This window comes from Pseudomonas sp. NPDC089428, from assembly GCF_044749325.1.
GTDB lineage: Bacteria > Pseudomonadota > Gammaproteobacteria > Pseudomonadales > Pseudomonadaceae > Aquipseudomonas.
In genome coordinates, this window is record NZ_JBIVHT010000007.1 from 171,748 (window position 1) to 186,772 (window position 15,025).

The 15,025-nt window shown below is 63.4% G+C and carries 15 protein-coding genes; 10 read left to right on the plus strand and 5 right to left on the minus strand.

Going from position 1 to position 15,025, the window contains the following annotated elements; genetic code table 11:
• Positions 1 to 142 precede the first annotated feature (142 nt).
• Positions 143 to 688, plus strand: a complete 546-nt coding sequence (locus ACIPZ5_RS15545; RefSeq protein ID WP_343600089.1) for a tetratricopeptide repeat protein — start codon at positions 143 to 145, stop codon at positions 686 to 688.
• A gap of 3 nt (positions 689 to 691) precedes the next feature.
• Here ACIPZ5_RS15545 and ACIPZ5_RS15550 read toward each other — a convergent pair whose 3' ends face one another.
• Positions 692 to 1,018 (minus strand): DUF1820 family protein, encoded by a 327-nt coding sequence (locus tag ACIPZ5_RS15550; protein ID WP_016393488.1) that lies wholly within the window; start codon positions 1,016 to 1,018, stop codon positions 692 to 694.
• Positions 1,019 to 1,268: 250 nt separating this feature from the next.
• Between ACIPZ5_RS15550 and ACIPZ5_RS15555 the strand changes: the two genes are divergently transcribed.
• The 4 genes from ACIPZ5_RS15555 to lnt are packed head-to-tail and all read left to right on the plus strand — an operon-like array spanning position 1,269 to position 5,124.
• The gene (locus tag ACIPZ5_RS15555) at positions 1,269 to 2,267 is read left to right on the plus strand and encodes a PhoH family protein (RefSeq protein ID WP_085677148.1); all 999 of its coding nucleotides are present in this window, start codon (positions 1,269 to 1,271) and stop codon (positions 2,265 to 2,267) included.
• On the plus strand, positions 2,260 to 2,733 hold the full coding sequence (gene ybeY / locus ACIPZ5_RS15560) for an rRNA maturation RNase YbeY (protein ID WP_152956215.1): 474 nt from the start codon (positions 2,260 to 2,262) through the stop codon (positions 2,731 to 2,733). The genes ACIPZ5_RS15555 and ybeY overlap by 8 nt, the downstream gene beginning before the upstream one ends.
• 25 nt (positions 2,734 to 2,758) lie before the next feature.
• The gene (locus tag ACIPZ5_RS15565; RefSeq protein ID WP_261941698.1) at positions 2,759 to 3,598 is read left to right on the plus strand and encodes an HlyC/CorC family transporter; all 840 of its coding nucleotides are present in this window, start codon (positions 2,759 to 2,761) and stop codon (positions 3,596 to 3,598) included.
• Positions 3,599 to 3,606: 8 nt separating this feature from the next.
• A complete protein-coding gene (lnt, locus tag ACIPZ5_RS15570) occupies positions 3,607 to 5,124 on the plus strand; it encodes an apolipoprotein N-acyltransferase (RefSeq protein WP_400809531.1) in 1,518 nt (505 codons plus the stop codon).
• A 200-nt stretch (positions 5,125 to 5,324) separates the two neighbouring features.
• Here the strand turns inward: lnt and ACIPZ5_RS15575 are convergent, their stop codons facing one another.
• Both ACIPZ5_RS15575 and ACIPZ5_RS15580 read right to left on the minus strand, forming a co-directional pair.
• Complete coding sequence (locus ACIPZ5_RS15575) at positions 5,325 to 6,086, minus strand: YdcF family protein (protein ID WP_400809533.1); 762 nt, start codon at positions 6,084 to 6,086, stop codon at positions 5,325 to 5,327.
• Positions 6,087 to 6,217: 131 nt separating this feature from the next.
• Complete coding sequence (locus ACIPZ5_RS15580; RefSeq protein WP_261941701.1) at positions 6,218 to 6,532, minus strand: hypothetical protein; 315 nt, start codon at positions 6,530 to 6,532, stop codon at positions 6,218 to 6,220.
• 229 nt (positions 6,533 to 6,761) lie between these two features.
• On the opposite strand from ACIPZ5_RS15580, the gene leuS reads away from it, so the two are divergent.
• The 5 genes from leuS (at position 6,762) to ACIPZ5_RS15605 (ending at position 12,868) form a co-directional block, all read left to right on the plus strand.
• Complete coding sequence (leuS, locus tag ACIPZ5_RS15585) at positions 6,762 to 9,368, plus strand: leucine--tRNA ligase (RefSeq protein WP_343598863.1); 2,607 nt, start codon at positions 6,762 to 6,764, stop codon at positions 9,366 to 9,368.
• 61 nt (positions 9,369 to 9,429) lie between these two features.
• On the plus strand, positions 9,430 to 10,035 hold the full coding sequence (lptE, locus tag ACIPZ5_RS15590) for an LPS assembly lipoprotein LptE (protein ID WP_343598861.1): 606 nt from the start codon (positions 9,430 to 9,432) through the stop codon (positions 10,033 to 10,035).
• A 36-nt stretch (positions 10,036 to 10,071) separates the two neighbouring features.
• Positions 10,072 to 11,109 carry a DNA polymerase III subunit delta gene (holA, locus tag ACIPZ5_RS15595; RefSeq protein ID WP_343598859.1) on the plus strand — a complete coding sequence of 346 codons (1,038 nt, stop codon included), beginning with the start codon at positions 10,072 to 10,074 and terminating at the stop codon, positions 11,107 to 11,109.
• A gap of 217 nt (positions 11,110 to 11,326) precedes the next feature.
• Complete coding sequence (gene arfA, locus ACIPZ5_RS15600) at positions 11,327 to 11,491, plus strand: alternative ribosome rescue factor ArfA (protein ID WP_027917766.1); 165 nt, start codon at positions 11,327 to 11,329, stop codon at positions 11,489 to 11,491.
• 60 nt (positions 11,492 to 11,551) lie between these two features.
• Positions 11,552 to 12,868: a lytic murein transglycosylase gene (locus ACIPZ5_RS15605; protein ID WP_343598856.1), complete on the plus strand. Its 1,317-nt coding sequence runs from the start codon at positions 11,552 to 11,554 to the stop codon at positions 12,866 to 12,868.
• Between the two features lie 118 nt (positions 12,869 to 12,986).
• On the opposite strand, the gene ACIPZ5_RS15610 is transcribed toward ACIPZ5_RS15605, so the two are convergent.
• Both ACIPZ5_RS15610 and lipA read right to left on the minus strand, forming a co-directional pair.
• Complete coding sequence (locus tag ACIPZ5_RS15610; protein ID WP_400809538.1) at positions 12,987 to 13,925, minus strand: LD-carboxypeptidase; 939 nt, start codon at positions 13,923 to 13,925, stop codon at positions 12,987 to 12,989.
• 82 nt (positions 13,926 to 14,007) lie between these two features.
• Positions 14,008 to 15,024 (minus strand): lipoyl synthase, encoded by a 1,017-nt coding sequence (lipA, locus tag ACIPZ5_RS15615; protein ID WP_060479209.1) that lies wholly within the window; start codon positions 15,022 to 15,024, stop codon positions 14,008 to 14,010.
• Position 15,025: the final 1 nt, after the last annotated feature.

Here is a 15,025-nt window from a genome sequence, read left to right on the forward strand (position 1 = left end):
GCAGGCAATAAATGCCAATGCAATCAGCAAACCCTTCTTCGATACAGAATTTCGCGTAAAACTTTGTAAGGTTGGCGCTGCTTATCCCATAATGTGCCACCAGAGACATTGGCCGCAGCTTTGCAGAGGTAAGTCGATCCCCATGAACCGCACCGGCCGCGCCCTGACCTTGGGCTGCCTGTTGCTTCTTCAGCCCCTGCTGGCCCTGGCGGAGGGCGGTAACTCGTTGCTGATTCCGGCAACGGGGCGCTGCACGCTCAATGTTCAGCCAGAAGACCTGCAGAACGCGCTGAAAGCCTGCGAGGAAACAGCGGCGACCGGGGATGCCCAGGCACAGTACGAGCTGGGCGAGTACTTCTACACGCTGACGCCGAAAAACCTGAAAAAGGCCCTGGACTGGTTCGAAAAGGCCTCGTTGCAAGGCCACGCCGAAGCCCAGTACCGCCTTGGCGCCATGTTCTTCCATGGCGAAGGGGTCAAGGCCAACAACGTGCAGGCCTATATCCTGCTGAAAATGGCCGCGGTCAACGGCGCAGAAGATGCGCTGGACATGGCCGACGAAGTAACCGAGCAGATGCCCCGCGACGAGCTGGAGCATGCCACCCAGGTGCTCGGCCAGATCTTCCGCAAATACCTGCTGGAGCTGCAGAACGCCGAAGGGCGTACGCCGTTCTCGCCACTCCCCTGATCCTTACTTCTCCGGCATCGGCATGGGGAACGGCATCACGTTGCCGCCGCCCTTGGCTTCGCTGATCTTGGCCGTGCCCAGGCGCTCCACCTCGTCGATACGCACGATCGAATGCATCGGCACGAAGCTGCGGATCACCCCTTCGAACTGATTCTTGAGCTTCTCTTCGCTCGGGTCGACCACCACCTGGGTACGCTCGCCGAAAACGAACTCCTCGATTTCCAGAAAGCCCCACAGGTCGCTCTGGTAGATCTGCTTGGCATACATCTCGAAGACCTGCCCCTGGTTGAGGAAGATCACTTTATAAATGGCGGGTTCGCGTTTGCTCATGATCGGCGGGTTAACACATGCGTAAGAAATGGCGCGCATGATACCTGTACCGGCCCCTTCGCGGGCAAGCCCGCTGCCACAGGTACTGCGCCACCCTGAGGGCTGCGGATAACCTGTGGCAGCGGGCTGGCTCGCGAAGGCGCCGGAACAGGCAGTACATACCGTTGAACGTTTCAGTGCTTTCGCCACTGCTCTTCAAGGGTTATTCTTGAGTTCACATCCATCGCCGTCGAGCGGCTAAAAAACGACCTTGAACGCACCCATACAACCTCATCGTTTCATCCTCGAACCTTTCGAGGCCCACCGTTTCGCCAACTTGTGCGGCCAGTTCGACGAGCACCTGCGCCTGATCGAACAACGCCTGGCCATTGAAATCCGCAACCGCGGCAATCAATTCGAGCTGATCGGCGAACCCAAGACCACTTCCGCTGCCGAGCAACTGCTGCGCCGCCTCTACCGCGAGGCCAAGGCCACAGACCTGTCGCCGGAAACCGTGCACCTGTACCTGCAGGAGTCGACGGTGGAAAACATCGACAACCCGGCGGTCAATGAGGTGAGCGTTTCGCTGCGTACACGCAAGGGCAATATCCGCCCGCGCGGCGTCAACCAGCAGCGCTACGTCAAGGAAATCCTGGCCAACGACATCAACTTCGGCATCGGTCCAGCCGGTACCGGCAAGACCTACCTGGCCGTGGCCTGCGCCGTCGACGCCCTGGAGCGCGAGCAGGTGCGCCGCATCCTGCTGGTACGCCCGGCAGTCGAGGCGGGCGAAAAGCTCGGTTTCCTGCCTGGCGACCTTGCCCAGAAGATCGACCCTTACCTGCGCCCGCTGTACGACGCGCTGTACGAAATGCTCGGCTTCGAGCACGTGGCCAAGCTGATCGAGCGCCAGGTGATCGAGATCGCTCCACTGGCCTACATGCGCGGCCGCACCCTGAACAACAGTTTCATCATCCTCGACGAGAGCCAGAACACCACGCTCGAGCAGATGAAGATGTTCCTCACCCGTATCGGCTTTGGCTCGACTGCAGTGATCACCGGCGACATCACCCAGGTCGACCTGCCGCGTGGCACCAAATCGGGTCTGGCCCATGTGATCGAGGTGCTCAGGGACGTACCGGGGATCAGTTTCACCCACTTCCAACCCAAAGATGTGGTTCGTCACCCACTGGTGCAGCGTATCGTCGAGGCCTACGACCGCTTCGATGCCCGCCAGGCCAAGCCCGAGGCGCCGGGCAAAGATGCTTGAACTTGACCTGCAACGGGCCACGGATGCTGCCGCCCCGGATGACGCCGCCTTCCGCCGCTGGTGTGAACTGGCCTTGCGCCAGCGCACGGCCGACTCGGAAATGACCATCCGTCTGGTCGACGAAGCCGAAGGCCGCGAGCTCAACCACACCTACCGGCACAAGGACTACGCGACCAATGTGCTGTCGTTCCCGGCCGACGTGCCCGATGACCTGCTCGATATCCCGCTGCTGGGCGACCTGGTGATCTGCGTGCCGGTGGTCGAGCGTGAGGCAGCCGAACAGGGCAAATCGCTGGAAGCGCACTGGGCACACCTGGTCATCCACGGCTGCCTGCACCTGCTCGGCTACGACCACATCGAAGACGATGAGGCCGAGGAGATGGAAGCACTGGAACGGGAATTGCTGGCAGAACTGGGTCACCCCGACCCGTATGCCGACGATGAAAACGAACCTCTCACACACTGATACACGAAGGATCACGAGAACCGCCATGAGCGAAGATCGATCGAGCAACGGGCAGAAGTCCTGGCTGGGTAAACTGACCCAGGCTTTTGCCCATGAGCCGAAAAACCGCCAGGAGCTCCTCGAGCTGCTGCGCGAAGCCCATCAGAACAAGCTGCTCGACAGCGAAGCGCTGACCATCGTCGAAGGTGCAATCCAGGTTGCCGACCTGCAAGTACGCGACATCATGGTCCCGCGTTCGCAGATGATCAGCATCAAGGCGACCCAATCGCCGCGCGAGTTCCTCCCGGCGGTCATCGACGCCGCCCACTCGCGCTACCCGGTGATCGGCGAAAGCCATGACGATGTGCTCGGGATCCTGCTGGCCAAGGACCTGCTGCCGCTGATCCTCAAGGAAAACGGCGACAGCTTCAACATCAAGGACCTGCTGCGCCCGGCCACCTTCGTGCCGGAGTCCAAGCGCCTGAATGTGCTGCTGCGCGAGTTCCGCGCCAATCACAACCACATGGCCATCGTCATTGACGAATACGGCGGCGTGGCGGGCCTGGTGACCATCGAGGACGTGCTGGAACAGATCGTCGGTGACATCGAGGACGAGCATGACGTCGAGGAAGACAGCTACATCAAGCCGCTGCCAAGTGGCGACTTCCTGGTCAAGGCGCTGACCCCGATCGACAACTTCAACGAGTTCTTCGACAGCGAGTTCTCGGATGACGAGTTCGACACCGTCGGCGGCCTGGTGATGAGCGCCTTCGGCCACCTGCCCAAGCGCAACGAGACCACCGAGATCGGCGCCTACAAGTTCCGTATTCTCAACGCCGACAGCCGGCGGATACACTTGCTGCGCCTGACCCCGATCAGCCGTTAAGGACAAACATGCGTTGGATCACCCGCCCCGGCTGGCCCGGTAACCTGCTGGCCCTGGCGGCCGGCGCCTCTACCCTCCTGGCCCTGGCCCCGTTCGACATCTGGCCGTTGGCCCTGTTGTCCATCGCCCTGCTCTACCTTGGCCTGCGCGAGCTCAGCCCGCGCCAGGCCATGTGGCGTGGCTGGTGGTTCGGCTTCGGCCTCTACGGTGCTGGCACCTGGTGGATCTACGTCAGCATGAACACCTACGGCGGCGCCTCGCCGCTGCTGGCGACCCTTTTGCTGCTGGCGTTCTTCGCCGCCCTCGCCTGGTTCTTCGCCCTGCCCACCTGGCTGTGGGCGCGCTGGTTCAGGCGCAATGAGGCGCCCCTCGCCGACGCCCTGTGCTTCGCCGCCCTGTGGCTGCTGCAAGAGGCCTTCCGTGGCTGGTTCCTCACCGGCTTCCCCTGGCTGTATGCCGGTTACAGCCAGCTGGATGGCCCGCTCGCCGGCCTGGCACCACTGGGCGGTGTGTGGCTGATTTCCTTCACCTTGGCGCTGAGCGCCGCATTGCTGTGCAACTTGCACCGTCTACGCGCACGCCCGTCGTTCCTCGCCGCAGGTGCGGTACTGCTGCTGGCGCCGTGGGTGATCGGCATGGCCCTCAAGGGCCACGCCTGGACCAAGCCTGCCGGCGACCCGCTCAAGGTTGCGGCCTTGCAAGGTAACGTCGAACAGGAATTGAAATGGGACCCGGCGCACATCGATGCGCAACTGGCGCTCTACCGTGACATGAGCTTCAGCTCCAAGCCCGTTGACCTGCTGGTGTGGCCGGAAACCGCAGTGCCGGTGCTCAAGGACCAGGCCCAGGGCTATATCGACGTGATGGGCCGCTTTGCCGCCGACCGGCATTCGGCACTGATCACCGGCGTACCGGTGCGCGAAGTGGTGCATCACCAGCGCCGCTACTACAACGGCGTCACCGTGACTGGCGAAGGCGACGGAACCTACCTCAAGCAGAAACTGGTACCCTTCGGCGAGTATGTGCCCTTGCAGGACATGCTTCGCGGTGCGATCGAGTTCTTCAACCTGCCGATGTCGGACTTTGCCCGCGGTCCCGCCGACCAGCCACTGCTGCAGGCCAAGGGCTACCAGATTGCGCCATTCATCTGCTACGAAGTGGTCTACCCCGAGTTCGCGGCGAGCCTGGCGGCGCGCAGCGACCTGCTGCTGACCATCAGCAACGACACCTGGTTCGGCACGTCGATCGGCCCGCTGCAACACCTGCAGATGGCGCAGATGCGCGCATTGGAGGCCGGCCGCTGGATGATCCGTGCCACCAACAACGGCGTGACAGCGCTGATCGACCCGTTTGGCCGGATCACCGCCGAAGTACCGCAGTTCCAGCGGGCGGTGCTGTATGGCGAAGTGGTGCCGATGCAGCAGCTGACGCCATACCTGCAGTGGCGGTCGTGGCCGCTGGCGATTCTGTGTGTGCTATTGCTCGGCTGGGCGCTGCTGGCAGGGCGAATCGCCAAGACAGTCTGATTCAGCCTGCATCGGCCTTTTCGCGGGCAAGCCCGCTCCCACAGGAGCTCCACTAGCCTCAACGACAGTGGAGATCCCGTGGGAGATCACCCAGCCCTTTGGGCTGCGCTGTCGCGCAGAGAACAAAGCCTCAGCAAGCGCCGCTTTACCCTGTGGGAGCGGGCTTGCCCGCGAAGAGGCCAGCACAAGCGATACAAGGCTCAGTAGAACAACCGATACCCCACCAACCCCGCCGCTTCATTGAGCAACTGACCGCTCTGCCACATGGCGCGGCTTTCCGGCAGCAGCCCGGCAAACGGCCGTGCATGATCGCGCCCGAGGAACCCCACTGGCGCCGGCACCACCTCGAACCCGGCCCGCTCGAAGCTCCAGCGCGAGCGCTGCATGTGCCACGCCTGGGTCACCAGCACCACCCGGCGTATACCCAACGGCTGCAACACCTTGGCGCTCAACTGGGCATTCTCCCAGGTGGTGCGGCTGGCCTCTTCCTTCCACTTCACCTGCACCGCAAAATCCTCACGCAGGCGATCCGCCATCAACTGCGCTTCACTAGGCGGCGTACCGTAATGCAAGCCGCCGCTGGTCAGCACCGGCAAGCCGGAGGCTTTCGCCAGCCGCGCGGCGAAACGCATGCGTTCAAGGGCCGTTGCAGTGGGTTGGTCATCACCGCCCCAGGCCGGGTCGCCGCGCTCGCGCCCGGCACCGAGCACGACGATGGCATCCGCCCTGCCCGCCAGGCCAGCCCAGTCACCGGTCGGCAAAGGCGGCTCGGTCTCAAGCAATCGGGCAGACTCCTGCACCACCAGTGGCAAGCTCATCAGCCACAGGCTCCCCAGCCCCACGGCAAAACACAGCGCCGCCAGCCGAGGCCGCCGCCTGCGTAACCACCACGCCGCGAACAGCAGCAAGAACAGGACACCAGGCGGCATCAGCCATTGTTTGATGAAAAACCGGATCGGCATCGACACACCTCCATGGAAGGCGTGCAGCCTATAAAGGATCGACGCCGGTCAACAAGTCTGAACCGGCGCCAATCGTGAGAAGTGTGTTGTAGAACCGGCGCGCGATTGCCTGCGCCTGGCGTCCTGAACGGCTAGCGATGCGGCAGCGTCCTGGATCTCGCCGAGTTGGCGGGGCGTTTCTTGTCCTTGAGCCAGATAATCTTGGCCGTTGCCGGTTCCGCTTGCGGGATAGTACCGGCACAGGCATTGCGGCGTTCCGGGAGGGACTCCAGGTAAGCCTTGATCACTTCGAACTCTGCATGGCTCAAGCCACGCAACTCCAGCTCGGCTGGCATCTCGTCGCGTAATCTGACCGAGGTTCTGGCGACTTCCAGTGCCAGCCCAAGACGGTCGATCAGGCGCTCATAAAGCTCCGGTTTGCTTGCGGGTAGCTGCGTCTCTCCCATCCGTTCACCTCATTGAAGATAAAGATTATCTCCCCCCACACCTGAGCTTAGCGTTGCTGCAAAAAGCAGCCGGATGCCGCGACCAGCGGGCATTCGCAATCAAGGTTTCCCACGATGCGCGGCGCTGCTGTATGCTACGGCGTTCACTCTAAAACGACACCGGAGTGCCGGACGCAGCGAGGTTCCGCTGCCTGGAACAAGGTCTCTTCTCTCTCAGCCAAAAGTAGCCATGCACGAACAATACACGCCCCGTGATATCGAAGCCGCCGCCCAGAAGTTCTGGGACGAGCAACAATCGTTCGCTGTTACCGAACAGCCAGGCAAAGACACCTACTATTGCCTATCGATGTTCCCGTACCCGAGCGGCAAGCTACACATGGGCCACGTGCGCAACTACACCATCGGTGACGTGATTGCCCGCTACCAGCGCATGCTGGGCAAGAATGTCCTGCAGCCGATGGGCTGGGACGCTTTCGGCATGCCCGCAGAAAACGCGGCGATGAAGAACAACGTCGCCCCGGCCAAGTGGACGTACGAAAACATCGAATACATGAAGACCCAGCTCAAGAGCCTGGGCCTGGCCATCGACTGGGCACGTGAAGTCACCACCTGCAAGCCGGACTACTACCGCTGGGAACAGTGGCTGTTCACCCGCCTGTTCGAGAAAGGCATCATCTACCGCAAGAACGGGACCGTGAACTGGGACCCGGCTGACCAGACCGTACTGGCCAACGAGCAGGTCATCGACGGCCGCGGCTGGCGTTCGGGCGCGCTGATCGAGAAGCGCGAAATCCCGATGTACTACTTCCGCATCACCGACTATGCCGACGAGCTGCTGGAAAGCCTCGACGAGCTGCCGGGCTGGCCTGAACAGGTCAAGACCATGCAGCGCAACTGGATCGGCAAGTCGCGCGGCATGGAAGTGCAGTTCCCGTTCGACAAGGCCAGTATCGGCCATGAAGGCACCCTCAAGGTCTTCACCACCCGTCCTGACACCCTGATGGGCGCCACCTACGTCGCCGTCGCTGCCGAGCACCCGCTGGCCACCCAGGCTGCCCAGGGCAACCCGGCACTGCAGGCGTTCATCGACGAGTGCAAGAGCGGCAGCGTCGCCGAGGCCGACATGGCCACCCAGGAGAAGAAGGGCATGCCCACTTCCCTGTTCGTCGAGCACCCACTGACCGGCGAGAAGCTGCCAGTGTGGGTCGCCAACTACGTGCTGATGCACTACGGCGATGGCGCCGTGATGGCCGTGCCGGCCCACGACGAGCGCGACTTCGAGTTCGCCCACAAGTACAACCTGCCGGTCAAGGCCGTGGTGCGCACCAGCGCGGGCGATGACGTCGGCAGCGAGTGGCTGGCCGCCTATGGCGAGCATGGCCAGCTGATCAACTCCGCCGAGTTCGACGGACTGGACTTCGCCGGCGCCTTCGACGCCATCGAAGCGGCCCTGATCCGCAAGGAGCTGGGCAAATCGCGCACCCAGTTCCGCCTGCGCGACTGGGGCATCAGCCGCCAGCGTTACTGGGGCTGCCCGATCCCGATCATTCACTGCCCGTCGTGCGGCGACGTGCCAGTGCCGGAAGACCAGCTGCCGGTCACCCTGCCGGAGAACGTGGTGCCGGACGGCGCCGGTTCGCCGCTGGCGCGCATGCCCGAGTTCTATGAGTGCACGTGCCCGAAATGCGGCACTGCGGCCAAGCGCGAAACCGACACCATGGACACCTTCGTCGAGTCGTCCTGGTATTTCGCCCGCTACGCTTCGCCGAACTACGAAGGTGGCATGGTCGACCCGAAAGCCGCCAACCACTGGCTGCCGGTAGACCAGTACATCGGCGGTATCGAGCACGCGATCCTGCACCTGCTGTATGCGCGCTTCTTCCACAAGCTGATGCGTGACGAGGGCCTGGTCACCTCCAACGAGCCGTTCAAGAACCTGCTGACCCAGGGCATGGTCGTTGCCGAAACCTACTACCGCGTTGCCAGCAACGGCGGCAAGGACTGGTTCAACCCAGCCGACGTCGAAATCGAGCGCGATGCCAAGGCCAAGATCATCGGCGCACGCCTGAAGACCGACGGCCTGCCGGTGGAAATCGGCGGCACCGAGAAGATGTCGAAGTCGAAGAACAACGGCGTTGACCCGCAGTCGATGATTGACCAGTACGGCGCCGACACCTGCCGCCTCTTCATGATGTTCGCCTCGCCGCCTGACGCGAGCCTGGAGTGGTCCGACTCTGGCGTCGAGGGCGCCAGCCGTTTCCTGCGCCGCGTCTGGCGCCTGGCCCAGGCCCACGTCGCCCAGGGCCTGCCGGGCAAGCTGGATGTCGCCGCCCTGGACGACGCGCAGAAGGTCATCCGCCGCGCCATCCACGCTGCGATCAAGCAGGCCAGCACCGACGTGGGCCAGTTCCACAAGTTCAACACCGCCATCGCCCAGGTGATGACCGTGATGAACGTGCTGGAAAAGGCCCCGCAGGCCACCAAACAGGACCGTGCCTTGCTGCAGGAAGGCCTGGAAGCCGTGACACTGCTGTTGGCACCAATCACGCCGCACATCTCCCACGAGCTGTGGAAACAGCTGGGCCACGACCAGGCTGTCATCGACGCCGGCTGGCCGGCGGTCGACGAGAGCGCCCTGGTGCAGGACAGCATCACCCTGGTGGTGCAGGTCAACGGCAAGCTGCGTGGTCAGGTGGAAATGCCTGCCGCCGCCAGCCGTGAGGAAGTCGAAGCCGCTGCCCGCAGCAACGAGAACGTCCTGCGCTTCATCGATGGCCTGACCATCCGCAAGGTCATCGTGGTACCGGGCAAACTGGTCAACATCGTCGCCAACTGATGACAACGCCCAACCGCACCCCGTGCGGTTGGGCGGTATCGGCCCACAAGGGAGCAACAACATGATCAAACGCAATCTGCTGGTAATGGGCCTGGCTGTCCTGCTCAGCGCCTGCGGTTTCCAGCTGCGCGGCACCGGCACCAACGCGCTGAGCGTCAAGGAGCTGGACGTCAGCGCGCGCAACGCCTACGGCCCGACCCTGGTACAACTGCGTCAGGTACTTGAGCGCAGTGGCGTCAACGTGCACACCGGCGCGCCTTACCGCCTGGTGCTGACCAACGAGCAGGAAAACTCGCGTTCGGCGAGCTACACCGGCGGCAACCGCACTGCCGAGTACGAACTCACCACCACGCTCAACTACAGCATCCTGGGCCTGAACAACCTCGAACTGCTGAGCGACAAGGTTGAAGTACGCAAGGTTTATGTGCGTGACGGCTCCAACATCACCGGCTCCGATCAGGAAGCCCTGCGCTCGCGCGAAGAAATGCGTCGCGACCTGGTGCAGTCGATGGTCGCCCGCCTGCAGTTGCTGAGCCCTTCGCAGCTCGACGAACTGCAACGCAAGGCTGACGCACGTGCCAAGGCCGAGGCCGATGCACTGGAGGCCGCGCGCCGCCAGCAGGCGGAAACGCCGCAGCAATCGCCTCTGGAAATCCCGGGCAACTAAGCCCGAGCGGGGCACTTCGGTGCCCCACCTGCTCCCATGAAGCTCGCACCCGCCCAACTCAACAAGCACCTGCAAGGCAGCCTGGCCCCGGTCTACGTGGTCAGTGGCGATGACCCACTGCTGTGCCAGGAGGCCGCCGACGCCATCCGCAAGGCAGCGCGTCAGCAAGGTTTCGACGAGCGCCAAGTGTTCAGCGCCGACGCCAACTTCGATTGGGGTACCCTGCTGCAAGCGGGTGCCAGCCTGTCACTGTTCGCCCAGCGGCGCCTGCTGGAGCTGCGCCTGCCGTCCGGCAAGCCCGGTGACAAGGGCGCTGCGGCGCTCATGGAGTATTGCGCCAAACCCGCCGAAGACACCCTGCTGCTGATCAGCCTGCCCAAGCTCGATGGCAGTGCGCAGAAGACCAAGTGGGGCAAGGCACTGATCGAAGGCGCCCATTGCCAGTTCATCCAGATCTGGCCGGTGGATATCCAGCAGTTACCCCAGTGGATCAATCAACGCCTGTCCCAGGCCGGGCTGTCGGCCCAACGCGATGCCATCGACCTGATCGCCGCGCGGGTCGAAGGCAACTTGCTGGCCGCAGCCCAGGAGATCGAAAAGCTCAAGCTGCTGGCAGACGGCAACCAGATCACCGTCGAGACAGTGCAGGCCGCAGTTGCCGACAGTGCGCGCTTCGATGTCTTCGGGCTGGTTGACGCCATCCTCAATGGTGAAGCCGCGCATGCCCTGCGCATGCTCGAAGGCTTGCGCGGTGAGGGTGTGGAACCGCCAGTGATTCTTTGGGCACTGGCCCGCGAGCTGCGCCTGCTAGCCGGCCTTGCCCAGCAGTTTTCCCAGGGTGTGCCGCTGGACAAGGCATTCAGCCAGGCCCGGCCACCGGTGTGGGACAAGCGCCGTCCCCTGGTCAGCAAGGCACTGCAGCGCCTCTCAGCGCAGCGCTGGGCGCAGCTGCTGCAAGATGCCCAGCGTATCGATGCGCAAATCAAGGGGCAGGCCGAGGGCTCGCCCTGGACAGGTTTGTCGCGCCTGTCGCTGTTGATGGCCGGGCAGCGACTGGTGCTGCCTCCAGAATAATTGGGACTACTGTGGGAGCGGCGGTTCGGCGCCCCGATTTGCCCGCGAATCAGGCAACGCGGGGGATGGCACCGGCTGCGCCGGTGTTCGCGGGCAAGCCCGCTCCCACAGGGGTGTCACAGCTCACCACTCAACAGCAATACACATAATCAATTGGCCCCCCGCTCGCTCAGGCCATAAAGTCCGCCCCGAGTTCATCCAACCTGGGTACCCCACCATGAGCAAAAAGCCGAAAAAGCACGGCCCGAACAAGGCCAAGTCGATCATCGCCCAACCGTTGTTCCGCTGCCGCCAGGAGCGGCCAGACAAGGGCAAAGGCAGCTACCGCCGCGAAGCCTTCCAATCGAGAGATTGGGAGGCTTCTTACTTTTTGGCTGCATGAAAGCATCGCAAGCGCAGGCATGGTATGGTCGGCACCTGACCTGCAATTCTGGATCTGTGCATGCTCTTGAGTCTTCTCCCACGTTGGAATTCCCGCCAGTTGCTCGCGGCCTCCAGCTTCATCCTGCTCGTCGCCTGCGCGGAAAAACCCACCGCCGCCGACGCCCTGCCGCTGGCGCCCGCCCAGCCTGCGCCAGCAGTGAGCCTGCCCAGCGCCACGCCTGACGTCAGCACCGAAATCCAGCCTCTGCAGACCTTTGCCGAATGGCAGGCGAACTTCCGCCAGCAGGCACTCCAGGCCGGTATTGCGCCGAGTACCTTCGACCGTGCCTTCCTTGGCGTCACCCCAGACATGGACGTGATCAAGGCCGACCGCAGCCAGCCGGAATTCACCCGCCCGGTGTGGGAGTACCTCGACGGGGCGCTTTCGCCTTTGCGTGTGCGCAACGGCAAGAAGCTTCTGGAGCAGAACGCCGAACTGCTGACCCGCATCGAGCAACGCTATGGGGTCGACCGCCAGGCGCTGGTCGCGGTGTGGGGCATGGAGAGCAACTTCGGCCAGTTTCAGGGCAGCAAGTCCGTGATCCGCTCGCTGGCGACCCTGGCCTACGAAGGGCGCCGCCCACAGTTCGCCCAGGACCAGCTGATCGCCGCCCTGCAGATCATCCAGCATGGCGATATCCAGCCTGAGGCGATGCGTGGATCCTGGGCCGGTGCCATGGGCCAGACCCAATTCATCCCCACCACCTACAACACCCATGCGGTGGATTTCGACGGTGATGGCCGCCGGGATATCTGGAACAGCACGCCCGACGCCTTGGCATCGACTGCACATTACCTGCAGAGCTCTGGCTGGAAGCATGGCCAGCCGTGGGGCTTCGAGGTGCAAGTGCCTGCAGGCTTCGACTATTGGCAAGCCGACGGGTCGCTGCGCAAGCCGGTTTACGAATGGCTGCAGATGGGCGTGAAGCTACCGGCGGGTACCCAACTGCCAGCCGGCAGCAACCAGTTGTCGGCTGCCCTGCTATTGCCGGCGGGTGCCCGTGGGCCAGCATTCCTGGTGCTGGACAACTTCCGCGCGATCCTCAAGTACAACAACTCGTCGTCCTATGCACTGGCGGTGAGCCTGCTGGGTGATCGCTTCTCGGGCTGGGGCTTCATCAGCGGCAGCTGGCCGAAGGAAGACCTGCCGCTGAGCCGCAGCGAGCGGATGGAGTTGCAGAACTTGTTGAATGCCAAGGGGCATGAGGCGGGCAACCCGGATGGCATCATCGGGGCCAATACCCGCAAGGCGATTCGCAATGCCCAGCAGGGGCTGGGATGGCCGGCAGATGGCTACCCGACCCACAAACTGCTCGACAGTCTGCGTCAACGCTGAATTCACTGGGGCCGCTTTGCGGCCCATCGCCGGCAAGCGCGGCTCCCACAGGTACAGCGCCGCCCTTGAATCTTGCACTACATCTGTGGCGATGGGCTGCAAAGCAGCCCCGGCGATCTCACGCCTTGAACAGGTCCTGGCCCAGCACCAATGTCTGCTGCTCACTGTCCAGCCTCACCCATGCCCCCAGCGGCAAGCACACATTCGGGTCACAATGCCCGCTGCGCCACCCGGCCAGCACCGGCACGCCCAGCGGTCCGAACGTTTCCTCCAGCAGCGGTGCCAGCGCCGCGACGGTAATCCCGGCAAAGTCCCCTACCAGCACACCTTTGATGCCTTCCAGCTTGCCTGCAAGGCGCAACTGGGTCAGCAATCTATCCACCCGGTACAACGGCTCGTTGACGTCCTCGATGAACAGCACGCAGCCCTGGGTATCGATTTCCGCCACCGTCCCCAACGTCGCCCCCAGCATCGACAGATTGCCCCCCAACAGGCGGCCGCTGGCAACGCCGGGCACCACGCAGGTCAAGGCGAAGTCCTCCGGATGGACGATCTGATCACCCTCCCCCAACAACCCGGACAACTGCGCCAGCAGCGACGACTCGGTCGGTTGCAGCTTGGCGCCGAGCAGGTCGGCATTGAGCATCGCGCCGTGGAAGGTAATCAGCCCGGTACGCTGGTAGATGGCCGTGTGCAGCGCGGTGATGTCGCTGTAGCCGACCAGCGGCTTGGGGTTGCGGCCAATCAGCTCGAAGTCCAGCTGATCGAGCAGGCGCATGCTGCCATACCCACCGCGCATGCACAGGATCGCGTCGATCTCCGGGTCGGCAAAGGCAGCATGCAAGTCCTGCAGGCGCTGCTCATCGCTACCGGCCAGGTAACCCTCGGCCTGGTGAACACCCGGGTAGATCCGGCAGCGGTAGCCACGCTCGGCAAACCACTGGGCAGCCTTCTGCGCGTCCAGGCGAGCCGGCCCGGCCGGGGCGACGATGGCGAAGCAGGCATTGGCCGCCAGCGCTTTGGGCAAACGGGTTTCCATGGTTTCAGCGCAATTCATCGCAGCTCCTTACTAGAACGCAAAAACAAAAATGCCGATGCCGCCTCTCAGCGCGCATCGGCATGTTCAGCTCAAACCCGGATCAGAGTTTGATCTTGGCTTCGTGAGCCTGCTGGTCGGCGTGGTACGACGAGCGCACCAACGGGCCGGAAGCGACGTTCTTGAAGCCCATCTTGTAGCCTTCCTCGGCGAACCAGGCGAAGGTGTCCGGGTGGACGAAACGCTGCACCGGCAGATGGCTGCGCGACGGCTGCAGGTACTGGCCGAGGGTCAGCATGTCGATGTCGTGCTCGCGCATGCGGTGCATCACCTCGATCACTTCCTCGTCGGTTTCACCCAGGCCGAGCATCAGGCCCGACTTGGTCGGCACGTGCGGGACCATCTGCTTGAACTTCTGCAGCAGGTCCAGCGACCAGTCGTAGTCCGAACCTGGACGTGCGGCCTTGTACAGGCGCGGTACGGTTTCCAGGTTGTGGTTGAACACGTCCGGCGGCGTTTGGGCAGTGATTTCGAGGGCAACGTCCATGCGGCCACGGTAGTCCGGCACCAGGGTTTCCAGCTGCACGCCGGGCGACAACGCACGGATTTCGCGAATGCAGTCGGCGAAGTGCTGGGCGCCACCGTCGCGCAGGTCATCGCGGTCCACCGAGGTGATCACCACGTACTTCAGGCGCAGGTCGGCGATGGCCACGGCCAGGTTCTTCGGCTCGTCCAGGTCCAGCGGCTTCGGCCGACCGTGGCCGACGTCGCAGAACGGGCAACGACGGGTGCAGATGTCGCCCATGATCATGAAGGTCGCGGTGCCACCGGAGAAGCACTCGCCCAGGTTCGGGCAGGATGCCTCTTCGCACACGCTGTGCAGCTTGTGCTTGCGCAGCAGCTGCTTGATGCGGTCGACTTCCGGCGAAACCGGGATGCGCACGCGGATCCAGTCAGGCTTTTTCGGCAGTTCGTCGGTGGGGATGATCTTCACCGGGATACGCGCGACCTTCTCGGCGCCACGCAGTTTTACCCCAGCTTCCACTTTCTTCGGCGCTGGGCGCGCGGTGGCATCCTGGGTAGGTGTCAGGTTCGGCACGGCTTCTTGCACAGTTGTCATA

Excerpts from the sequence above, each read along its gene's own strand:
- ACIPZ5_RS15545 (WP_343600089.1), top strand. The coding sequence starts at position 143 with ATGAACCGCACCGGCCGCGCCCTGACCTTGGGCTGCCTGTTGCTTCTT.
- ACIPZ5_RS15550 (WP_016393488.1), bottom strand. The coding sequence starts at position 1,018 with ATGAGCAAACGCGAACCCGCCATTTATAAAGTGATCTTCCTCAACCAG.
- ybeY (WP_152956215.1), top strand. The coding sequence starts at position 2,260 with ATGCTTGAACTTGACCTGCAACGGGCCACGGATGCTGCCGCCCCGGAT.
- ACIPZ5_RS15565 (WP_261941698.1), top strand. The coding sequence starts at position 2,759 with ATGAGCGAAGATCGATCGAGCAACGGGCAGAAGTCCTGGCTGGGTAAA.
- lnt (WP_400809531.1), top strand. The coding sequence starts at position 3,607 with ATGCGTTGGATCACCCGCCCCGGCTGGCCCGGTAACCTGCTGGCCCTG.
- ACIPZ5_RS15575 (WP_400809533.1), bottom strand. The coding sequence starts at position 6,086 with ATGCCGATCCGGTTTTTCATCAAACAATGGCTGATGCCGCCTGGTGTC.
- ACIPZ5_RS15580 (WP_261941701.1), bottom strand. The coding sequence starts at position 6,532 with ATGGGAGAGACGCAGCTACCCGCAAGCAAACCGGAGCTTTATGAGCGC.
- leuS (WP_343598863.1), top strand. The coding sequence starts at position 6,762 with ATGCACGAACAATACACGCCCCGTGATATCGAAGCCGCCGCCCAGAAG.
- lptE (WP_343598861.1), top strand. The coding sequence starts at position 9,430 with ATGATCAAACGCAATCTGCTGGTAATGGGCCTGGCTGTCCTGCTCAGC.
- holA (WP_343598859.1), top strand. The coding sequence starts at position 10,072 with ATGAAGCTCGCACCCGCCCAACTCAACAAGCACCTGCAAGGCAGCCTG.
- arfA (WP_027917766.1), top strand. The coding sequence starts at position 11,327 with ATGAGCAAAAAGCCGAAAAAGCACGGCCCGAACAAGGCCAAGTCGATC.
- ACIPZ5_RS15605 (WP_343598856.1), top strand. The coding sequence starts at position 11,552 with ATGCTCTTGAGTCTTCTCCCACGTTGGAATTCCCGCCAGTTGCTCGCG.
- ACIPZ5_RS15610 (WP_400809538.1), bottom strand. The coding sequence starts at position 13,925 with ATGAATTGCGCTGAAACCATGGAAACCCGTTTGCCCAAAGCGCTGGCG.
- lipA (WP_060479209.1), bottom strand. The coding sequence starts at position 15,024 with ATGACAACTGTGCAAGAAGCCGTGCCGAACCTGACACCTACCCAGGAT.